This is a genomic window from Ignavibacteriales bacterium (genome assembly GCA_026390575.1).
GTDB lineage: Bacteria > Bacteroidota > Ignavibacteria > UBA10030 > UBA10030 > Fen-1298.
This window is the reverse complement of the sequence record JAPLFR010000011.1, coordinates 34,123-50,897: the sequence shown is the minus strand read 5'-3', so window position 1 is coordinate 50,897 and position 16,775 is coordinate 34,123. Positions and strand designations below refer to the sequence as shown.

The following is a 16,775-nucleotide window of genomic DNA, read 5'->3' as shown; positions in this document are numbered from 1 at the left end:
TTCCTTATTTATTAATGAAGATCATGTTTGCTCTATCGTACAAGCGCTAACTTTTGAGTTTTCTCGAATGTCTTTTCCCCTTCGGCTCTTATCCTAGAGTAATAAATTCCGCTTGAGAAGTTGTGCGCATCCCATGTAACTGAATGATTGCCTGCAGCTTCAACTCTATCGACTAAGACAGCCACTTTTTGTCCCAGAAGATTGTATATATCAATTTTCACCTTTGCTCCCTCAGGCAACGAATAGCTGATCGTTGTTGATGGATTAAACGGATTGGGATAGTTCTGGTGTAATGCAAAATTCAACGGCGTTTCACTCACAGTCCCCACACTTGTTGTGGACAACTCATACGCTTCCCTAAGTTTTCTTCTTATCAAAAGACCTGAAATGCTAATATCTGAGTCCGGCCACCCGCCATTGGCATTGGCGCCCGGTTTTAATGCAGCGGAGGTCTCGGTTAAATCAGCAACAGACCAGTTGCACCAACTCAATTTATTATCAGTCATAAATTGCATCCAAATATTTGTTTCGGCGGAATCAATAGTTCCATCTCCGCTCGACGTCGTTGTACCAAATTCACTCACAAAAAGTGCGGCGCCTCTATTCAATGCCGTCGTCGCTTTGTTTCGCAACCATTGTTTGTGGGTTGCGGCATAGAAATGTAATGTATAAGCAATATTGTTATATAACAAAGGATTATTAGCGGCAACATCAACATCCTGGGACCAATTTGGAGAACCAACAAGAATAAGATTAACAGAATCAATGGCGCGAATATGTCTAGCCACAGAATCCGCGTATGGCTTCACAGAATCAGCCCAGGAGACAGATCCCCAAGGCTCATTATAAATTTCATAGATTATGTTTGGTATGCCGTTATACGTACTTGCGATTTCTTCAAAAAAAGCAATTGACTGATCTCCATGCCGCTGGGCATAATGATCATGCCAGTCAACAATAACATAGATACCTAAATCGATACACGCGTCAATTACAGCCATAATCTTAGCTTTTTCAGTTTCCGGATTCGTAAGATATCCTCCCGATTCTACTGCCATCGACGCACGCACAACGGTACATTTCCAATCATCACGAAGCCATTGCACACAATCGTAATTATAGAATAGCCCTTTCCATTGGCTCCAATACAAACACATTCCGTGCAAAGCGACAGGATCACCATTTTTGTCTACTATCCGATTCCCTTTAACGCTTAGTTGACCATGCTTTTCAACAATTAACGTGTCGTTGGAGTATACTGCTGTGCTGGTCAAGCTTGCAAGCGCGCTCATGAAAAGCATTATGCGCAGTGATACAAAAATATTTTGTCGTATCATATGATTACCTCATGATTTTTATTACTAAAATTTTGCAATTGCATTTTCTCTAACCGCTCAAGAGAAATTCATCGTACAAAAATATTGACAGCCTATTTACGAGCTTCATTATTTTTTACTTGTTTCTCAAATAATGCCTTCAATTGTTTGTACTGCGGATGATTCTCACCTTGTAATTTTACAAAATTATCCATCGATGTCTTAGCTTTAGGAAAGTCCCGTTTTATTATATATAAAGCACATAGACAATACATCAGTGACGGATCGTCCTTAATTTCTCTATGGGCTTTTTCCAGATACGTTAAGGCTTGAATATTTTTTTGTGAAAATAGCAATTTCCCAATGAGAAGATTGGTGTAGGAGATTTCATGAATCGTATTGGCTTCTTTTAAAACAGACAATGCTTCAGAGAGCTGTCCGTTTTTCCGCAATGTCTCGGCTTTTTCTAAATAAGGTTTTATACTATTGGGAATGAGAATGACGAGACTTTTCCCTTTTACAGATTCGTTGAAGGATGGATCTATTTTTTTAATTTCAGCGAGCGTCTTTTCAGCATCGGAACTAAGTCCTGAATCTTTTAGAATGTTGTATTGAAGCCTCTGAATCTGCAAATATTTATTTCCATCTGTGTGTATTTTTTCCAATCGGTCTATGCATGCAAGAGCCTCTTTATAGTTTTTTTGAGAATAATAAATTGAGGCAAGCGTTAATTGGGCATAAAAATTCGTATCAGCGCTCGGTGATTCTTGTAAATATCGGATTGCGTTGGTGTACTCTTTTGCTTTATACGCAAGATCGGCTGCATAATAATACGATGAAATATCTGATGGAGAAATATATGCTAATGATAGATATTCTTTTGAAGCGCGAGAGAGATCTCCAATAGATTCATAATAGTCAGCCAGTTTTTTATGTACCTTACTCGGATTTACATCCATATACATAATACTGGCAAATGCTAATGAATCTATCATTCCATGCGGTTTGTATGTAGCGCGGAAATTGTTGACTGTGGTCTCAGGTTGAAATGGCCACCCAGCTTTCAAATGCTTTATGCGAAGAACTGCGATCATACTGTCAAGTTCGGTAAAACCCCAGTTGTACCTGTAATATGTCCATGGCTTCACTCTCGTAGAATCCCACTCAGTATCGATCATCCCATGATCTCTCAGTGCATAAAGAAAACCCTCCGCCATCAAGAAATATCCATCAACGTTCGGATGGAGATGGTCGGTCATCAAATTGTCTCCAATAATACCCTGGGGAGAATATTTTTCAAAAAGCGATTGTAACGAGAGATGATACAATTCAAGCGAATCGGCAAGATGTGCAATTATTTTGTTTATATCTTCCGGTGCCCGGAACCGAACGACGTCTAAATTCTTTGCCGTTATATATTCATCCTTTGCTTTTTCAAATACATGATGAGCGTCAAGTCGTTGTGCGTGGGAAAACACAGAATCTGCTCTTGGATAATTTTCATACTGCAACGAGCGAAAAGGAGGTAGATCTCTTACATTACTTACAAGATCACTGATAATAACAGGAACATGTGCATCTTTCAATTTTCCCAACAGAGTACTCATATTGTCGGAGAATTGTTTCAATCCTTCCAAATACATGTGTGAACCGAACGGGATCAAATTCTTACCAACCATTTTTTCCATCATTGTTGCTTTTGCTTCATCTTTCGTGGTGGGATACAAAAGTTTATGAATGCTTCCAACTCCCTTTTGAAGCAATTGATATGTCCTTACATGAATAATCTTCAAATGGAGCTTTTTGAGCCATTGAGGAATTGACCCGTTTTCCATGGAAGCAACACCCAAAGCACCATAGTACTCATTGTGGCCGGTATATATTAAGACGACATCCGGCTTTTGTTGAAGAAGCTCATTTGTAAAGTCTAAGAGAGTATAACTGCTGATTGCAGTGAGACCGAGATTCACAACCTCAATAATTCGATTTGGGAAGATATCTTGAAGGCGCCTCTGAAGAATTCTTGTAAATGCAACATTCGCATCGTACGGAAAGCCTTGTACTGATGATTCCCCTAAAACGAAAATTCGATAACCATTCGTTGGCTTTTCCTTCAAAAAAATTTCAGAAAGTGGCGTTGTATGGTCATATTTGCTGAAATATCTTTCCCCGACAAGTCGATTGATTTCGTAGTACTTTGAATCAGAACTTGGGATAAAGAGACTCATATCATCGCCAAATGAGAATAGTCTGAGCACAAGTTCTAACAATGCTAAGACGAGGTATGGTGAAATTACCATCAACGAATAAAATAGAATCTTTTTCCCATTGTGCTTCAGCTTACGCATACGACTTTTTTCATTTTATAATAATCCTGCCAATCTCACTTCCTTCAATATAGAGTAAAGTTTGAAACCATTCCATACTGAATTGATTGGAAACAATTTCTGATGATAGTATGATTCGCGAAGGAATGGGAGAAAGGGCAAATGGAAAAATAATCTTTCCCTTATGAAGAATCAGGAGATGTCCTTTGAAATACGTGGATGCTTGCTGACAGTAGTATACTATAAGAATACCCCGGACTTTGAAACCGGGGTATCTATATATAAGATCGTACTTCCCACATGATATTCTTTTTCTGTTATTTATTTCCTTGTCCCGCTGAAGTCCCATTCTCTGTCACTGGAAATACGAATTTCGTCTTTTGTTCACCATACGAGGATTCAAGGTTGTCCCACCAATTAAACTTTAATATGAGTGACGTCACTGCCAACACACCAAGACAGATCAAGAGCGAGTTGAAATCTCGTAGTACTAAAAACACAGGTGTCGCCATGAGTGTTATCTGCCATACAATTCCAACGAAGATATTTGACATATCACGTTTGAAATTTTTATTCGCTACAAACTCTGGATCAATTTTCACAACTTTTTCATAGATCGGCTTCCAGAAGCCCCAAGGACGAACATTGTGGTAGAACTTCATAAGCACTTCATCACTTTCTGGTTTCGTTAAGAAGGTGCCGATCAAACATCCAATGATAGAATTGAGAAAGATAAAGGGAAAAGAATTCATACTTGGATTATCGGATAACGGCCAATGATTCAAGAATGGAATAAAACCCAGGTTATTCAATAAAAGCAGCACCAATGAAGTTGTAATACCTGAAACCATACCCCAGAAATATCCATATCCATTAAAACGCCACCAGTACCATTTTAAAACATTGGCTGCTGTATAACCGCCCCATAATGATGCAACAATCCAAAGTGCGGCTTGATTAATTGATTCAACAAAGAATCCGGTTGTTATTCCAACCACGACAACAGCAACAGATGCAATATAGCTCATCCTGACATATTTTTTGGGATCTGCATGAGGATTGATGTAACGCTTATAGATATCATTCACAATATATGCAGGTGCAGCATTTACTGTCGCTGCAAAATTGCTCATAAATGCCGCTATAAAACCAGCCATAAGCAGACCGAGTAAGCCAACAGGGACATAATTAGCAAGAACTTCAGAAAGAATTCCTTCAAAATCGGGAGTCGTTAAAGAGGTTTTATAAAGTGTGTCAAAATTTGTCAGGGCAAGTACTGTAATACCTGCAACCATAAAATAGCGGGTCGGATTAAGAACAATACTAACCATGGAATTCATTTTTGCTGCTTCTTTCGGACTGCGTGTAGAAAGAATTCTCTGCATATCATAATTAGGCGCGGGACCCGCTGCGGCAACAAAGAATCCTTTAAAGAGCATCATACCAAAAAATAATCCAAAAACTGAATAGCCATCCGTTTTGATCCATTGATTAAATGCGACTACTTTTGTCGCAAGGATGGAATGCACTGTCGACCAATCCAGATTCAGGTTTGCACCAAACATCATGCTTTTCCAGCCTTCTGGAACTACACTATTGATCATGTCCGGGGAAACGTGAACCATTGCTATAATACCAATTGCAACCGCAGAAATTGAAAGAATGCAATATTGAACGACTTCTGTTGCAACGACGCTCATCATTCCACCCTTGACAACATACAATGTTGTTATTCCCATAAGTATGAGAGCATAAAGATTTGCATTTATTTGAGGGTAATGAGCCAGCGTTACCGGGTCAGTTACCAAGGCGGGTAGAAATGCAACGGCAAATTTCCCAATTCCTTTAAACCCATACGAGAGAAATCCAATGACACTAATAAGAGCAAATATCACTACGACGATATGGGAAAGCGTAGCGCCTCTTCCCGTCCCAAAACGGGTCTTCATCCATTCTGCACCCGTCATCACATTTGATCTTCGTAGCCAGGGAGATAAATAAACCATTAAAAAAATTTGATTAAACACCGGCCATATCCAGGGGATCCAAATGCTCTTCATTCCATACACAGAAAGCCAATAAACCAAAAGCATCGTGCCGGAAATATCAAACATACCCGAAGCATCAGAAATACCCAGAACCCACCAAGGAATACGGTTACCCCCAAGGAAGTAACTATTCATGTCCTTCGTAGCTTTTTTAGAAATATAGAATCCAATAAATATTGTAGAAATTAAATAGAGAAGGATTATTCCGATATCAATAATATGAAGATTCATATTTCTAAGCTCCAATGGCTACTATGTATTTAGGATTGGCAAAAAAAAGCGTCTGTGCAAGGTGTCTGCCACAGACGCTTTCTTAGACCTCAATTCAATATTACTTAATTACTTAAGTAATATCATCTTCTTTGATAACACTGTGCTTCCAGCTTCTAATCTATAGAAATAGATACCACTGGCAAGATTCTGTGCATTAAAAGTAATGGTATGAGATGAAGCACTCATCATTCCATTTACCAATTCTGCAACTTGCTCTCCTAATAGGTTATAAACTGCAAGCTTTACTTTCTCGCTCTTTGCAAGCTCAAAAGTAATTTTCGTGGAAGGGTTGAAAGGATTCGGATAGTTCTGTTCCAGTTTATAACTGCTGATAACAGACGATGATGTCTTCACTTTAGTATTAATAATCTCATCACTCAACTGACAATAGCCCCAAAGTGATGCATCTGCCCACGACCTGCCATTGGGACTCCACCATTTTTGCTGGCCATCACGTACAGTTGTGTTACCATTATCATGTTGAATTTCGAATCCGAATTTCGCACCAGCTCCACTCGAGCCATCAACACCAAAATTTGCAAGAGGAATCTTAAACTCTACATTGAAGCCGCTTCCTTCTTCTGTAAGGGAGCCATCGTTACCTCTCATATCATGATCAGTAATTTTGACTTCAATGCCGGTTGTGTCCATTGTTCCCCAATTCATCAAATACATATGCCCAGCCTCTTGGCCTTTTAGCCAGTGCGGGACGACAGGCTGGTGTTGATTGCCATGTAATGCAGTTTCCGGTGTATGATCATTGTCACCATCAAGGAAAAGTTCAACAGCGTCTTGATTCCAACCCGGATTTGTAGGAACATCTATTACAGTACCATCAACGACATCGCAGAACAGGTAAAAATTATTCGCATCCCACAATGGATAGGCAGTTACGAAGCTACCGAACATTGGGTCTGTTCCTGAAACATCTGTCGCACCATCAACTCTAAAGTAATTCATGGTAATAGAATTGGAATTTTTATAGTCTTCATCCATTAGCCCATCAAGAGTTATGGCTGTAGAAGCTTTAACAATTTGAAGGACAGTATCTACTTCTCTCGTGCTAAGAATACCGGTGCCCCAAAGTGATGCATCCGCCCATGACCTGCCATTGTCACTCCACCATTTCGCATCGCTTTCACGTGCAGTTCCATTATCACTTTCATCCATTTGGAATTCCAGCCCAATTTTTTGATTGTCAGCTGCAGATCCATCAATGCCTAAAGCATCAAGAGGAATTTTTAATTCAAGCTGCCATCCTGGGAAACCTTCTGTATCAAGTACATCGTAAATTTTAAATTCGATGCCGGTTGTATCGACACCACCCGTGAATGATACATATTTATGCCCATCTTCTTGGCCTTTAAGCCAGTGAGGGATGTTCCACTGGTACTGACCAGTTTTTAAGGCAGTCTCTGCGGTCTTGTCATTGGATCCATCAAGAAAGAGTTCAACACCATCCTGATTCCAAGTTGGATTTGATGGAATATCAACAACAACATCGTCTACTGTGTAGAACAAAATGTAAAGATTATTCGCATCCCACATCATCTTGCTCAGACCGGTAAGGCCAGCACCGCTATCACATATACCGTCTGTGTGGTAATTTCGCATCATATTCCAGTCAAGAGTATTCCATACAGCATCTACCTGTCCATCAATGACCGGAGCAATTTTTGTTTTTGGAATTTGATACAGATTATCTTTCGTAACTATCTTTGCTTCAACTATACCTGCAATTAAGACAAGACTAAGAAGAAGTAATAGTATATTTTTCATATTCATTTCTCCAAACATATATTTGTGAATAGTTTGACCAAACAAGTACTAAAAAAAGACCGTTTAAAAAATTACATTCTTTCCCCCTGACTATAAAAACCTCCTTTCATCTAGTACATTGTATTGTTGATTGAATATTTTCGGGGAACCTCCTTTCCTTAATATAAATAATTACCTTCGCTCACTGGATTAGTGACTTGCTTGACTGTACATTAACAATACATTTTATATAAGTCAATGGTTTTTTTATTTTTTTATAAATTTCCGGCCATTGTATGGCGCACCATACCTATCCATGACCAATCTATATATTCTGCCAGCGTCGTATGTACCAGGTACAGTCTGTAATGAGCCGCTTATGAGATAGAGATTCTTTCTATAGCCCCAAACTATCCTTTCAACAGTTTTTGGTAAAATAGTTTGATCGTAATAAAATGGAGTTATTGAACCATCAATTTCTCTAAAAAATAAGGAATACTTTGGATGATTCTTTAGACAAAGGAAAAGGGAGCCATTTATATCAACTTCAAATGAACTGAGTTTGCAGCCGGTTAACTCGGGATGAGTATTTAAGTCAACCAATGATGAAGTGCTAACCAACGCACTACCCGATATTTGACTTTTCCAAACATGCAGAGAATCAGCATAATAAATATATTGGCTGCCTGATTCCTTAATTATGCGAATTTTTATTAAGTTGGTTACACCTGCATAACCTGAAATCGTATTAAACGTTGGAGCAGTACTGTTGCCAACCGAGGTATCGGCGATATAAAGATTTGCATTGCCGGCGACGTACATATTACCATTTTCATCAAAGTCCAGTCCGCTCACCGGTGCAGGTGTGATTAACTTAACTGGCGATGGAGATTTAGTACCGGTTCTATTTAACGTATCATAAACATCAATGCGTCCAATGTTGCTTTTACCATCTGCAATAAAGAGATTTTTATCTTTAGAACCCGGGCCAAAAGCTATAGTGGTGATCGACGCATATTCAGACGGTACCATGTTTTGTGAATTTAATATTGTCGTTCGTGTAACACCTGCAGAATCGGTTTTATATAAATTTTTACCTACACTCATTACATAAATATTTTCATTCTTATCAAACTCAGTTGCTGTCAACATTGTAGAAGCACCGGAATTGCTGGAATAATCACCTGTAATAGTGCCCGGAGATTCAACGTAATAACTGGCGCTGGAAGATTCTGTCGGCATTTTCATGTTTGTAACACTTACAGAAATAGGTATATTATAATGATCGTTTGCTAATTTTGGTCTATAGATCGTTATATATGAGTCATGTATTTCTTTGATTAATGGGCTCACTCCACCAACAAAAACCCAATCTGTATCCGTACCATTTTTTAATCCTAAATTAGAACCGTTAATTTGAATTTCTCTAACTCCCGCGAATGCACCGGCTGCCGGTGTAAAGCCGGTAATGGTTGGCTTGCCAGTAGTATCCATAACCATTGAGGGATCATATATAATTCCAGGCTTGTTCTTGTATTCGCAAGCGTTAAATAGTACTGGTATAATAAAAATACACCATGCAAAGAAGATCGACCACGGTGCAATAAATCCCTTTGCAAAAGTTCTTTGTTTTAATTTTTCATTTTTCATAATTTACCCTTATACATTTTACAATGAGACACATGCTGTGACTTGCTGAACATTACCAAATACTCCAAACGGAGTATATGAATAATCAATTGCAAAACCGAAAGAAGAAATGCCAACTCCATAGGTGAATTTATTTTCATCATTGCCACCGACGTATCCACCTCTCAGAGAAAGTAAATTCATAAATTTATATTCCGCTCCAATTTTTATTTGTTCCGGATGTGATCTTGGATGAGTCCAGTCAACAGCTATCATGAACTCTTGATTAGATTGCGGGAGGTTGATGAGATCAAAAAGATTGGCTGAAACACCGAAGGTGAAAAGCAAAGGAAGCTGAAAACCTTCACTTTCAAATTTGATCTCTTGTGAAAAGTTCGTCACAGACATTCCAAATGCGATGCTTTTAATACCCGTCTTATAGATCGTTCCAAAATCATAGGCAATTGCATCAGCTTTATTTTTCTTTGTCGTAACATCCGCTGAAGTATTGTCAAAAAACGTACTTTCACCCAGCGATTGATATGCATATTTGATTCGAGCGCCAAGGCCAAATTGCTTACTGATCATTTTAGAATAACCAAGTCCTACCGCAAGAGCAGTAGGGTTTATAATACCAGTGTCAAAATATCCATTCGGATTATTTCTATCAACCATTGTCCCTTCAACGTCTCCGTAATCAACGGTTTGTACACTTAGACCAACCGTACCATAATCTCCAGAAGCTGGTGATAGTATTACACTGGCCGATAAGTAATTGATATCAGCTATCCATTTATTCATGCTAAAAGTAGCGCTGAGTAACGTTGGCATTTCAGCCATAGAAGCCGGATTATAGGACATCGCGCCCGAGAATCCTGAGAATGAATTTACAGCGCCGCCTATCCCGCTTGATCTCGCATCAGAGGATACACTCAAAAAATTAAATCCTGTCTGAGCCAATTTTATCTGACTGAAGGACATGGTCGCACATAACGCCGTTATTATTAAAGCCAAGCATGTATTTTGTATTCGCTTCACGTTTTAATCTCCTATTCGATATACATTCTCGTATAGATGGGTATAATCATCTTATGATAATAAATTTCTTAAAAATATTGTCGCCTTTCCTATAATTTTGGGAATCTTCAGTAACTTCAATATAAGCTATATATAAGCCACTGGCGACAACTTGTCTTGAAGATGTTAGTGAATACCAATAATCGTCGCCACTACCATTGGTATGGTCTATGGTTGCGATTAAATCACCTAATTCAGTGTATATTTTTATTCTGCAAACAGGTGGAAGATTGTAAAATCCTAGTTTATCTATAGAAGTGGGATCATTCTGTCCATATTGAATATTCCTCGCTTTTATATTGTAAGGATTCGGAACCACTCTGATTGCTGAGAGCAAGTAATTTCTTTGCACTTGAGATGTAAGCAATACTGTTAAAGTATCTCGACGTGTGTAAACCTGCGTGAAAATTATCGTATCTGCAACTATGGTATATAATCCTGATGAAATTTCACCACTCATGTCAGATACTTTTACATCGTATATCTTATTGCCTTTACTATCTGTCACGAATTCAGGGAGACCAAATTTAGTATGAATGCTATCTCCTATAATTATCATATTCACACGCGGATTAACGGGAGCGATGAGTGTCACTTCAATAGTCCCATGCGGTGCTTTTACAAATCTTAATGTATCAGGTCGTAGTATTGTTGCACCAGCAGTAACATATGTAATTCGTGAGGTATTAACCATTATTGTATATAAAGCAGGAATTTGCCTGACACCATCTACCGTGACGGATAAACCTCTCACTACAGTTCCTGTAGAATCTGCGACAGTTTTCGGCAGTATAAAATCTGTAGTAGTATCGTTGCCTTGATATGTAGCAATCGTATTTACATTTGTAAGCGCAACACCCGCCGGACGTGTTAAATATGCAGGGTTCATTGTCATCGTTAAATATCTGCTGCTTACCAATGGTTCATGTGCAGGTATATTTAAACTAGGATCTCCTGGATTCGTTGATCCGTCATCTTTCGATTGAATATAGTAATAATAGTTAGATCCACGTTTTGCACTTTGATCATCGAATGAATTTACAAGGTTACCTGTACTCTTGCCACACTCAAAGATGGGATCTCCGTATGTTGTATCTGTTTTGCCTTCGCTTCGAAAGAGTCTGTAGCCGTCAAAATGGGGGCTCGATTCAGCACTCTTAGACCATTTAATCTTTATTCGATCACCGCCCGAATTAACTTGAAAAAGATCCGGTGGCGGTGGCGGCTGGGGTATTGCATAGTTACTATTATAATTTGCTATCGCTCTTCTAAAAGTCTGAAACAAAGAGTCTTTACCAGAAAACACCCAGGCATTTTTATATTCATTAGCATCTGTTGTAACCGCTCCATTTTTGTATCCTGCAGGCAGAACTAATTGAGGATTAGAAGTACTATTCCTAACCGCAAACCAGTTTTTTGCAACTTCGCATGCTTTATTCCAGCTTATACCTGCAACACATTCTGCTACCACAATACGTATGCTATCTCCAGGCGCAAGTGTATATGGTCCAAAACCTTGAGTAGACTTGTATCCACCCGCATCATTTCCCCAAGTATTTGCATAATTAGTTGGCCACCCATTCGCATCTTTTCCTACTTGATCTGCCTGAGTTTGAGCGTAGTGGCCTCCTGCCATATATATCGTATATTTTTGATCCATCAAAAGCTGGTTATATTGACTTGGTTGTAAATCAATACCATTGTCTGATCCTACAAACTTCGTTGTTGTTGGTTGTGTTATGTCATCCGTTGGGTCATTAGGTGCTTTATCGGCATGCAATACAACCATACCCCCGAAATCAGTAGCTCCTAATTGAGTTACAGCTGTCGCATTCGGCCCAGGCCCCCCTATATCTGCTGATGGGCTTCCAAAAGCAGTCGTTGACAACGGTCCCCAATACGAAAAATCAGCTCTGAATTCGCCAGGGGTAGGGCCATCTTTTCTAATTACATCATTTATTGTATTTCTTCCCCAATTACCACCTGAAAGCCAGAAATAAGCGCCCGTTGCACTTACCGACATACCAGAGTAGGCTAACCGGTTTTGCAAATAAAAATAAACTCCTGTAAGAGTTTTATCTAATTTTTTCTGTCCGCTTCCATCAATAATACCCGTGTTTTTAAATGTATATTCATAAATATAATAGTTATCGTTGTACTGTTGTGAAAAAGCCAATACTTTCCTTGTTACAGAAACTCCAATACTTGTATGAAATCTATTCATCATTACTCTGTCTGCAACCTGAGCATTATCTTCTTTATCAAGAACATCATCATAATCGCGCGCGGAAGCGCGTGCATCATCTACATATACATTGGGATGTGGTAATGTACCTATGAGACTTAATTCATCTGAAAAAACCTCTGTTCCTGATACTATCATCCTTCCACCCATGCAAACGACTTTATGTGGATATGTAGTATTTGAAATCGGATCAGCAAAATCTGTTGTACCAATCCACAGTGATTTTCCGACCTTTATACCCTTCATTCTTATACTATATTCATTAGGCCAACATAATCCATCAATCTGATCCACATTCTGGTATGTTGCCCTGTCCCGTCTTCCATATTCAATTTCTGATCCCAAATTCGAGAACCAAGAACGTAATGCACTTGCCGACAACCATTTTATGACCTGTGGTTCCGTCCCCACGACTTGTGCATGGACCCGCTGAAAATTTACAATTGTCAATAGAGAGAAAAGAGATATAACAATTGCAATTTTTCTCATGTAATTTCTCACCATGTTATTATCACCTCTCATTATCGTAATTCCTTATTTAAAAATTAAATGAAATATTTATTCCGAAGAAAATCTGCCTCGGATCTAAAAAAGCAGACGATGTAATATTTGGCATATCAATATATGCTTTATCATCCAAGATTTGTTTCATCTCACCGCTCGGCACTTCTGACCAACTATTATTCACATATCTCAAGTATTGTTTAGTCGGTGTGTTATAATATATTGCAGACTGTCCACTCGCGGTATAATGGATACTATTAGGATCGATTGAATACACATTACCGGCTTGTTCTATTGGTTGGAAAGCAACACCGTCTTTCCGATAATCGTTTATTCGATCATCACCCGGAATATTGTCATACGCAGTGCTTTCTGGCAGATGCAACGATTGATAATAAAATTGCTGATCGAAGCCATAATAGTAACCTACTCCAGATAATCTCCTAATATTAAATAAATTTCTTACATCTATGAAAACCATCAAATTAATGTTTTTGAAATTAAACGACTTATTTAGCCGAAGGTCAATATTAAAATAATCCGCTAATTGAACGTTGGGAATATTTAAATATTCCTGCGCTCCCTTGGGATTATAATTAAGCCACGAGCCAGCACGCCAATCTGCCAAAATATTAAGTGACCAATTATCTAAAGGTTTAAGCCCTAAGATATCAGGTCCTAAATTTTTAGGTGTTAAAAATGTAACACTTGCTCGTGCATGTGGTTGAGGAATCGGTTTTTGTTGATATAAGCTTTGAGTAGTCTGGTCTAGCTGCCTTTGCACAGCCGGGTCATCATTGATAGCGGCTGCTCCAAATGCACCATTGGTACTAACTTCATACGTATACGTTACAAAACCTCGTACCCAATCACCCTCGGATTTTCTAAATGTTAATTCAAAACCTCGGATATCCGCATATCTGTTATTCGTAGCTTTATAATAGCCAATACCTTTGAGATCACTTGTATACTGAGTATATGCTTGAACATCTGAGATATCTCTATAATAGGCCTGAATTTGTAATAAGTAATAATCGAAAAGAACATGATCATAGCCTAATTCATACGCAATTGTCTTTGCCGGAATTAAGTTAGGGTCACCTGAATTTGATAAACTGCCGTTCGCTCCTCGACCAAGTCTCAATACTTCTTGGTATGCAGGCAATTGTAAAAAGTGCCCGTAATTAAAATACAATTTTGAATTTTCTGTAATCGGATGCGATATACCTAAACGCGGACTGAAGGAAACATTTACAGAGGCTTTTTGTTTCGGATAATCAGCATTCGCATTGTAATCACTCGAATAATAAGATTTATCAAATGGATCAACAACTACCCAGTCTGTATTTGGATTACTGACATCCATCCTTAAGCCAACATTGGCAATAAACCCGTACATTTCTATCTTATCCTGCAAATATGCAGCAAATTGATAAGGTTTCCACTCCGTATTAACAGCGTTACGACTACCGTAACCAGGAGCAACAAATGCGTAATTTAATTTCAGATCGTATGAATTAAATTCAACGCCAAACTTAACCATATTAGATTTGTTCACTTGACTCGTTAAGTCAAATTTTGCTTTATAAGATCTAACAATACTGGAATCAAGATCTTCACCTGAATGACCTCCCAAAAACATACCTGATATTGGAGAATTATCATTTTTGGAGCTATATCCCATTGGAACTTCACTTACCCAATAACCAGGAACTACTTCATGACGCGCGGCCGGATCCCCTATGTAGACAAGATTAGGATCCCCGTTATAATCTAGCCGTATTACCGTTACACTATCTTCTCCATATTGATTATATTTAGCAAGATCCGTTGGGTCAATATACTTAAGTTGATTCCTTCCAGCGACGGGACCGGTAGTGTAGTAACGATTTACATTTTCTATACTTACTTCATAAAATGTTGTAGGAGTAATAACATGAGTAAATTTTGCTCCTAATGTGAGATTTTTTACTTGAACATCGCTGTAATACCCATTAGAATAAAATTGGCCGTCGCGGTCGACAAAAGTTTGTGCAATTGAAAATGGTGAATGGAAATAATCAGTAGGGTTATGGAAAATGTCCCCTTCTATATTCTTAGCAGAAGTATAAAAACTACCCGTGTTAGCTGTGAGCATCAATTTCATATCTTTACTAATATCTGAATTTACCTTAATCGACCAGTTATACTCTTTGTAATCATCACGGGTAAGCGGAACAAATGACATTTCTCTATTCAATGTATAACTTGTAAAGAATCGTAAATCACCTAATGATGAACTAATAAACGGAACAGGGCCGCCAAAACTTGCATCAATATTATAATCGGGTTGATCTGTTTGTGGTCTTCTTCTATGTTCCCATTCCCATACACGTTGAGCCGCAGCAGGAGAAAGATCATTATACGGATTATCATCCTTTAACAGTCTTTGGGAAACAGCATTCCAACCTTCAAACGGAAGATATTGTCTCTGTGTATAATAATCCCAACTACCATTATCTGTTCCCGTCCAACAAACCGCAGGATCCAAATAGGCTTTGTTCCATACAGAATTAGGATCGAAGAAAGATATTCCAAAATTTTTAGGACCTGGTGGGCTATATCTGACTTGTGCAGCGGCAGAATATTTAGAGGCGTTTCCCTCCTTGCCGACAATATTTATAATACCCGATTGGACTTGTCCATATTCTGCATTGAAGCCTCCTTTTTCAATTGAAACTTCCTGAATTGAAGTTAATGCAACTGTAGAAATAGGAGTGTTGTCTCTTGGATCACGTTGAGTAATACCATCAATCTGCAGAAGTAATTGGTCTGAAGTACCACCTCTAATCATCATGCCATCCTCAACTCCAGCTTGCAAACCCACAATCTGATTAACCGAAGAAACAGGAAGGGCTTGAATTTCTTCCGTCTGTACTGAAGATACGCTTGTAGAAACGTCTTTCTTTATAACGTTTCTTTCTGCAACTATATCTACAGCAGAGGCTTCAATTGATTGTGGAGCCATTTGGATATCAACTGGCGTAGTCTGATCAATAAGGACACGCACTTCGTTCACAGTTACCAAGGAGTAACCGACCATACTAGCTACAACAGTATGTACACCAGGTGGAATATTGAGAATTGCAAAATAGCCGTCAATATCTGTGGCCGCTCCAAGAGATGAACCCTTAATAACGACATTAACGCCTATCAATGGTTCACCAGTTTCTTTATCCATAACTCTGCCAGCAATTTTTCCTGTCGTCCCTGCTAAAACAAAATTTACCGTCAGCGTAAATAGTAAGACAACATAAACAAGAATTCGGTATTTATCCGATAACATAGATTTACTCCTTTGATAGATTCTTTCTATACCAAATTGAAGTTACTTTATAAATAATACAGTATTTTCCTCACGCGCATAAATGAAGCTGACAGAATTATTCTCATGATCTCTAGAAGTTTTACTTATTAGCTTGAAATGTACTTTTGGATTCTCTGAAATGAATTTATAATGTTGAATCCATTTATTGCTATTGATTTCAGCAGGTGCTACAATTAGAATATTAATTTATTAAGCGATCTTTCACGAGCGACGTTATCATTTAATTTGCAA

8 protein-coding genes are annotated in these 16,775 nt (G+C 38.5%); all 8 read right to left on the bottom strand.

Features of this window, described 5'->3' with window-relative positions; translation table 11 throughout:
- Positions 1-32: 32 nt before the first annotated feature.
- The 8 genes from NTX44_10635 to NTX44_10600 all read right to left on the bottom strand — a co-directional run bounded on the left by NTX44_10635 (position 33) and on the right by NTX44_10600 (position 16,502).
- Positions 33-1,337: a cellulase family glycosylhydrolase gene (locus tag NTX44_10635; GenBank protein MCX6122055.1), complete on the bottom strand. Its 1,305-nt coding sequence runs from the start codon at positions 1,335-1,337 to the stop codon at positions 33-35.
- A 92-nt stretch (positions 1,338-1,429) separates the two neighbouring features.
- The gene (locus NTX44_10630; protein ID MCX6122054.1) at positions 1,430-3,664 is read right to left on the bottom strand and encodes a hypothetical protein; all 2,235 of its coding nucleotides are present in this window, start codon (positions 3,662-3,664) and stop codon (positions 1,430-1,432) included.
- A 296-nt stretch (positions 3,665-3,960) separates the two neighbouring features.
- Positions 3,961-5,922 (bottom strand): Na+:solute symporter, encoded by a 1,962-nt coding sequence (locus NTX44_10625; protein ID MCX6122053.1) that lies wholly within the window; start codon positions 5,920-5,922, stop codon positions 3,961-3,963.
- A 108-nt stretch (positions 5,923-6,030) separates the two neighbouring features.
- Complete coding sequence (locus NTX44_10620; protein MCX6122052.1) at positions 6,031-7,743, bottom strand: T9SS type A sorting domain-containing protein; 1,713 nt, start codon at positions 7,741-7,743, stop codon at positions 6,031-6,033.
- 246 nt (positions 7,744-7,989) lie between these two features.
- Positions 7,990-9,372: an IPT/TIG domain-containing protein gene (locus tag NTX44_10615; protein ID MCX6122051.1), complete on the bottom strand. Its 1,383-nt coding sequence runs from the start codon at positions 9,370-9,372 to the stop codon at positions 7,990-7,992.
- Positions 9,373-9,390: 18 nt separating this feature from the next.
- Positions 9,391-10,389, bottom strand: a complete 999-nt coding sequence (locus tag NTX44_10610; protein MCX6122050.1) for a PorV/PorQ family protein — start codon at positions 10,387-10,389, stop codon at positions 9,391-9,393.
- 46 nt (positions 10,390-10,435) lie between these two features.
- On the bottom strand, positions 10,436-13,195 hold the full coding sequence (locus NTX44_10605; GenBank protein ID MCX6122049.1) for a hypothetical protein: 2,760 nt from the start codon (positions 13,193-13,195) through the stop codon (positions 10,436-10,438).
- 16 nt (positions 13,196-13,211) lie between these two features.
- Entirely contained in the window at positions 13,212-16,502 is a 3,291-nt protein-coding gene (locus NTX44_10600; protein MCX6122048.1) for a TonB-dependent receptor, read from the bottom strand.
- Positions 16,503-16,775: the final 273 nt, after the last annotated feature.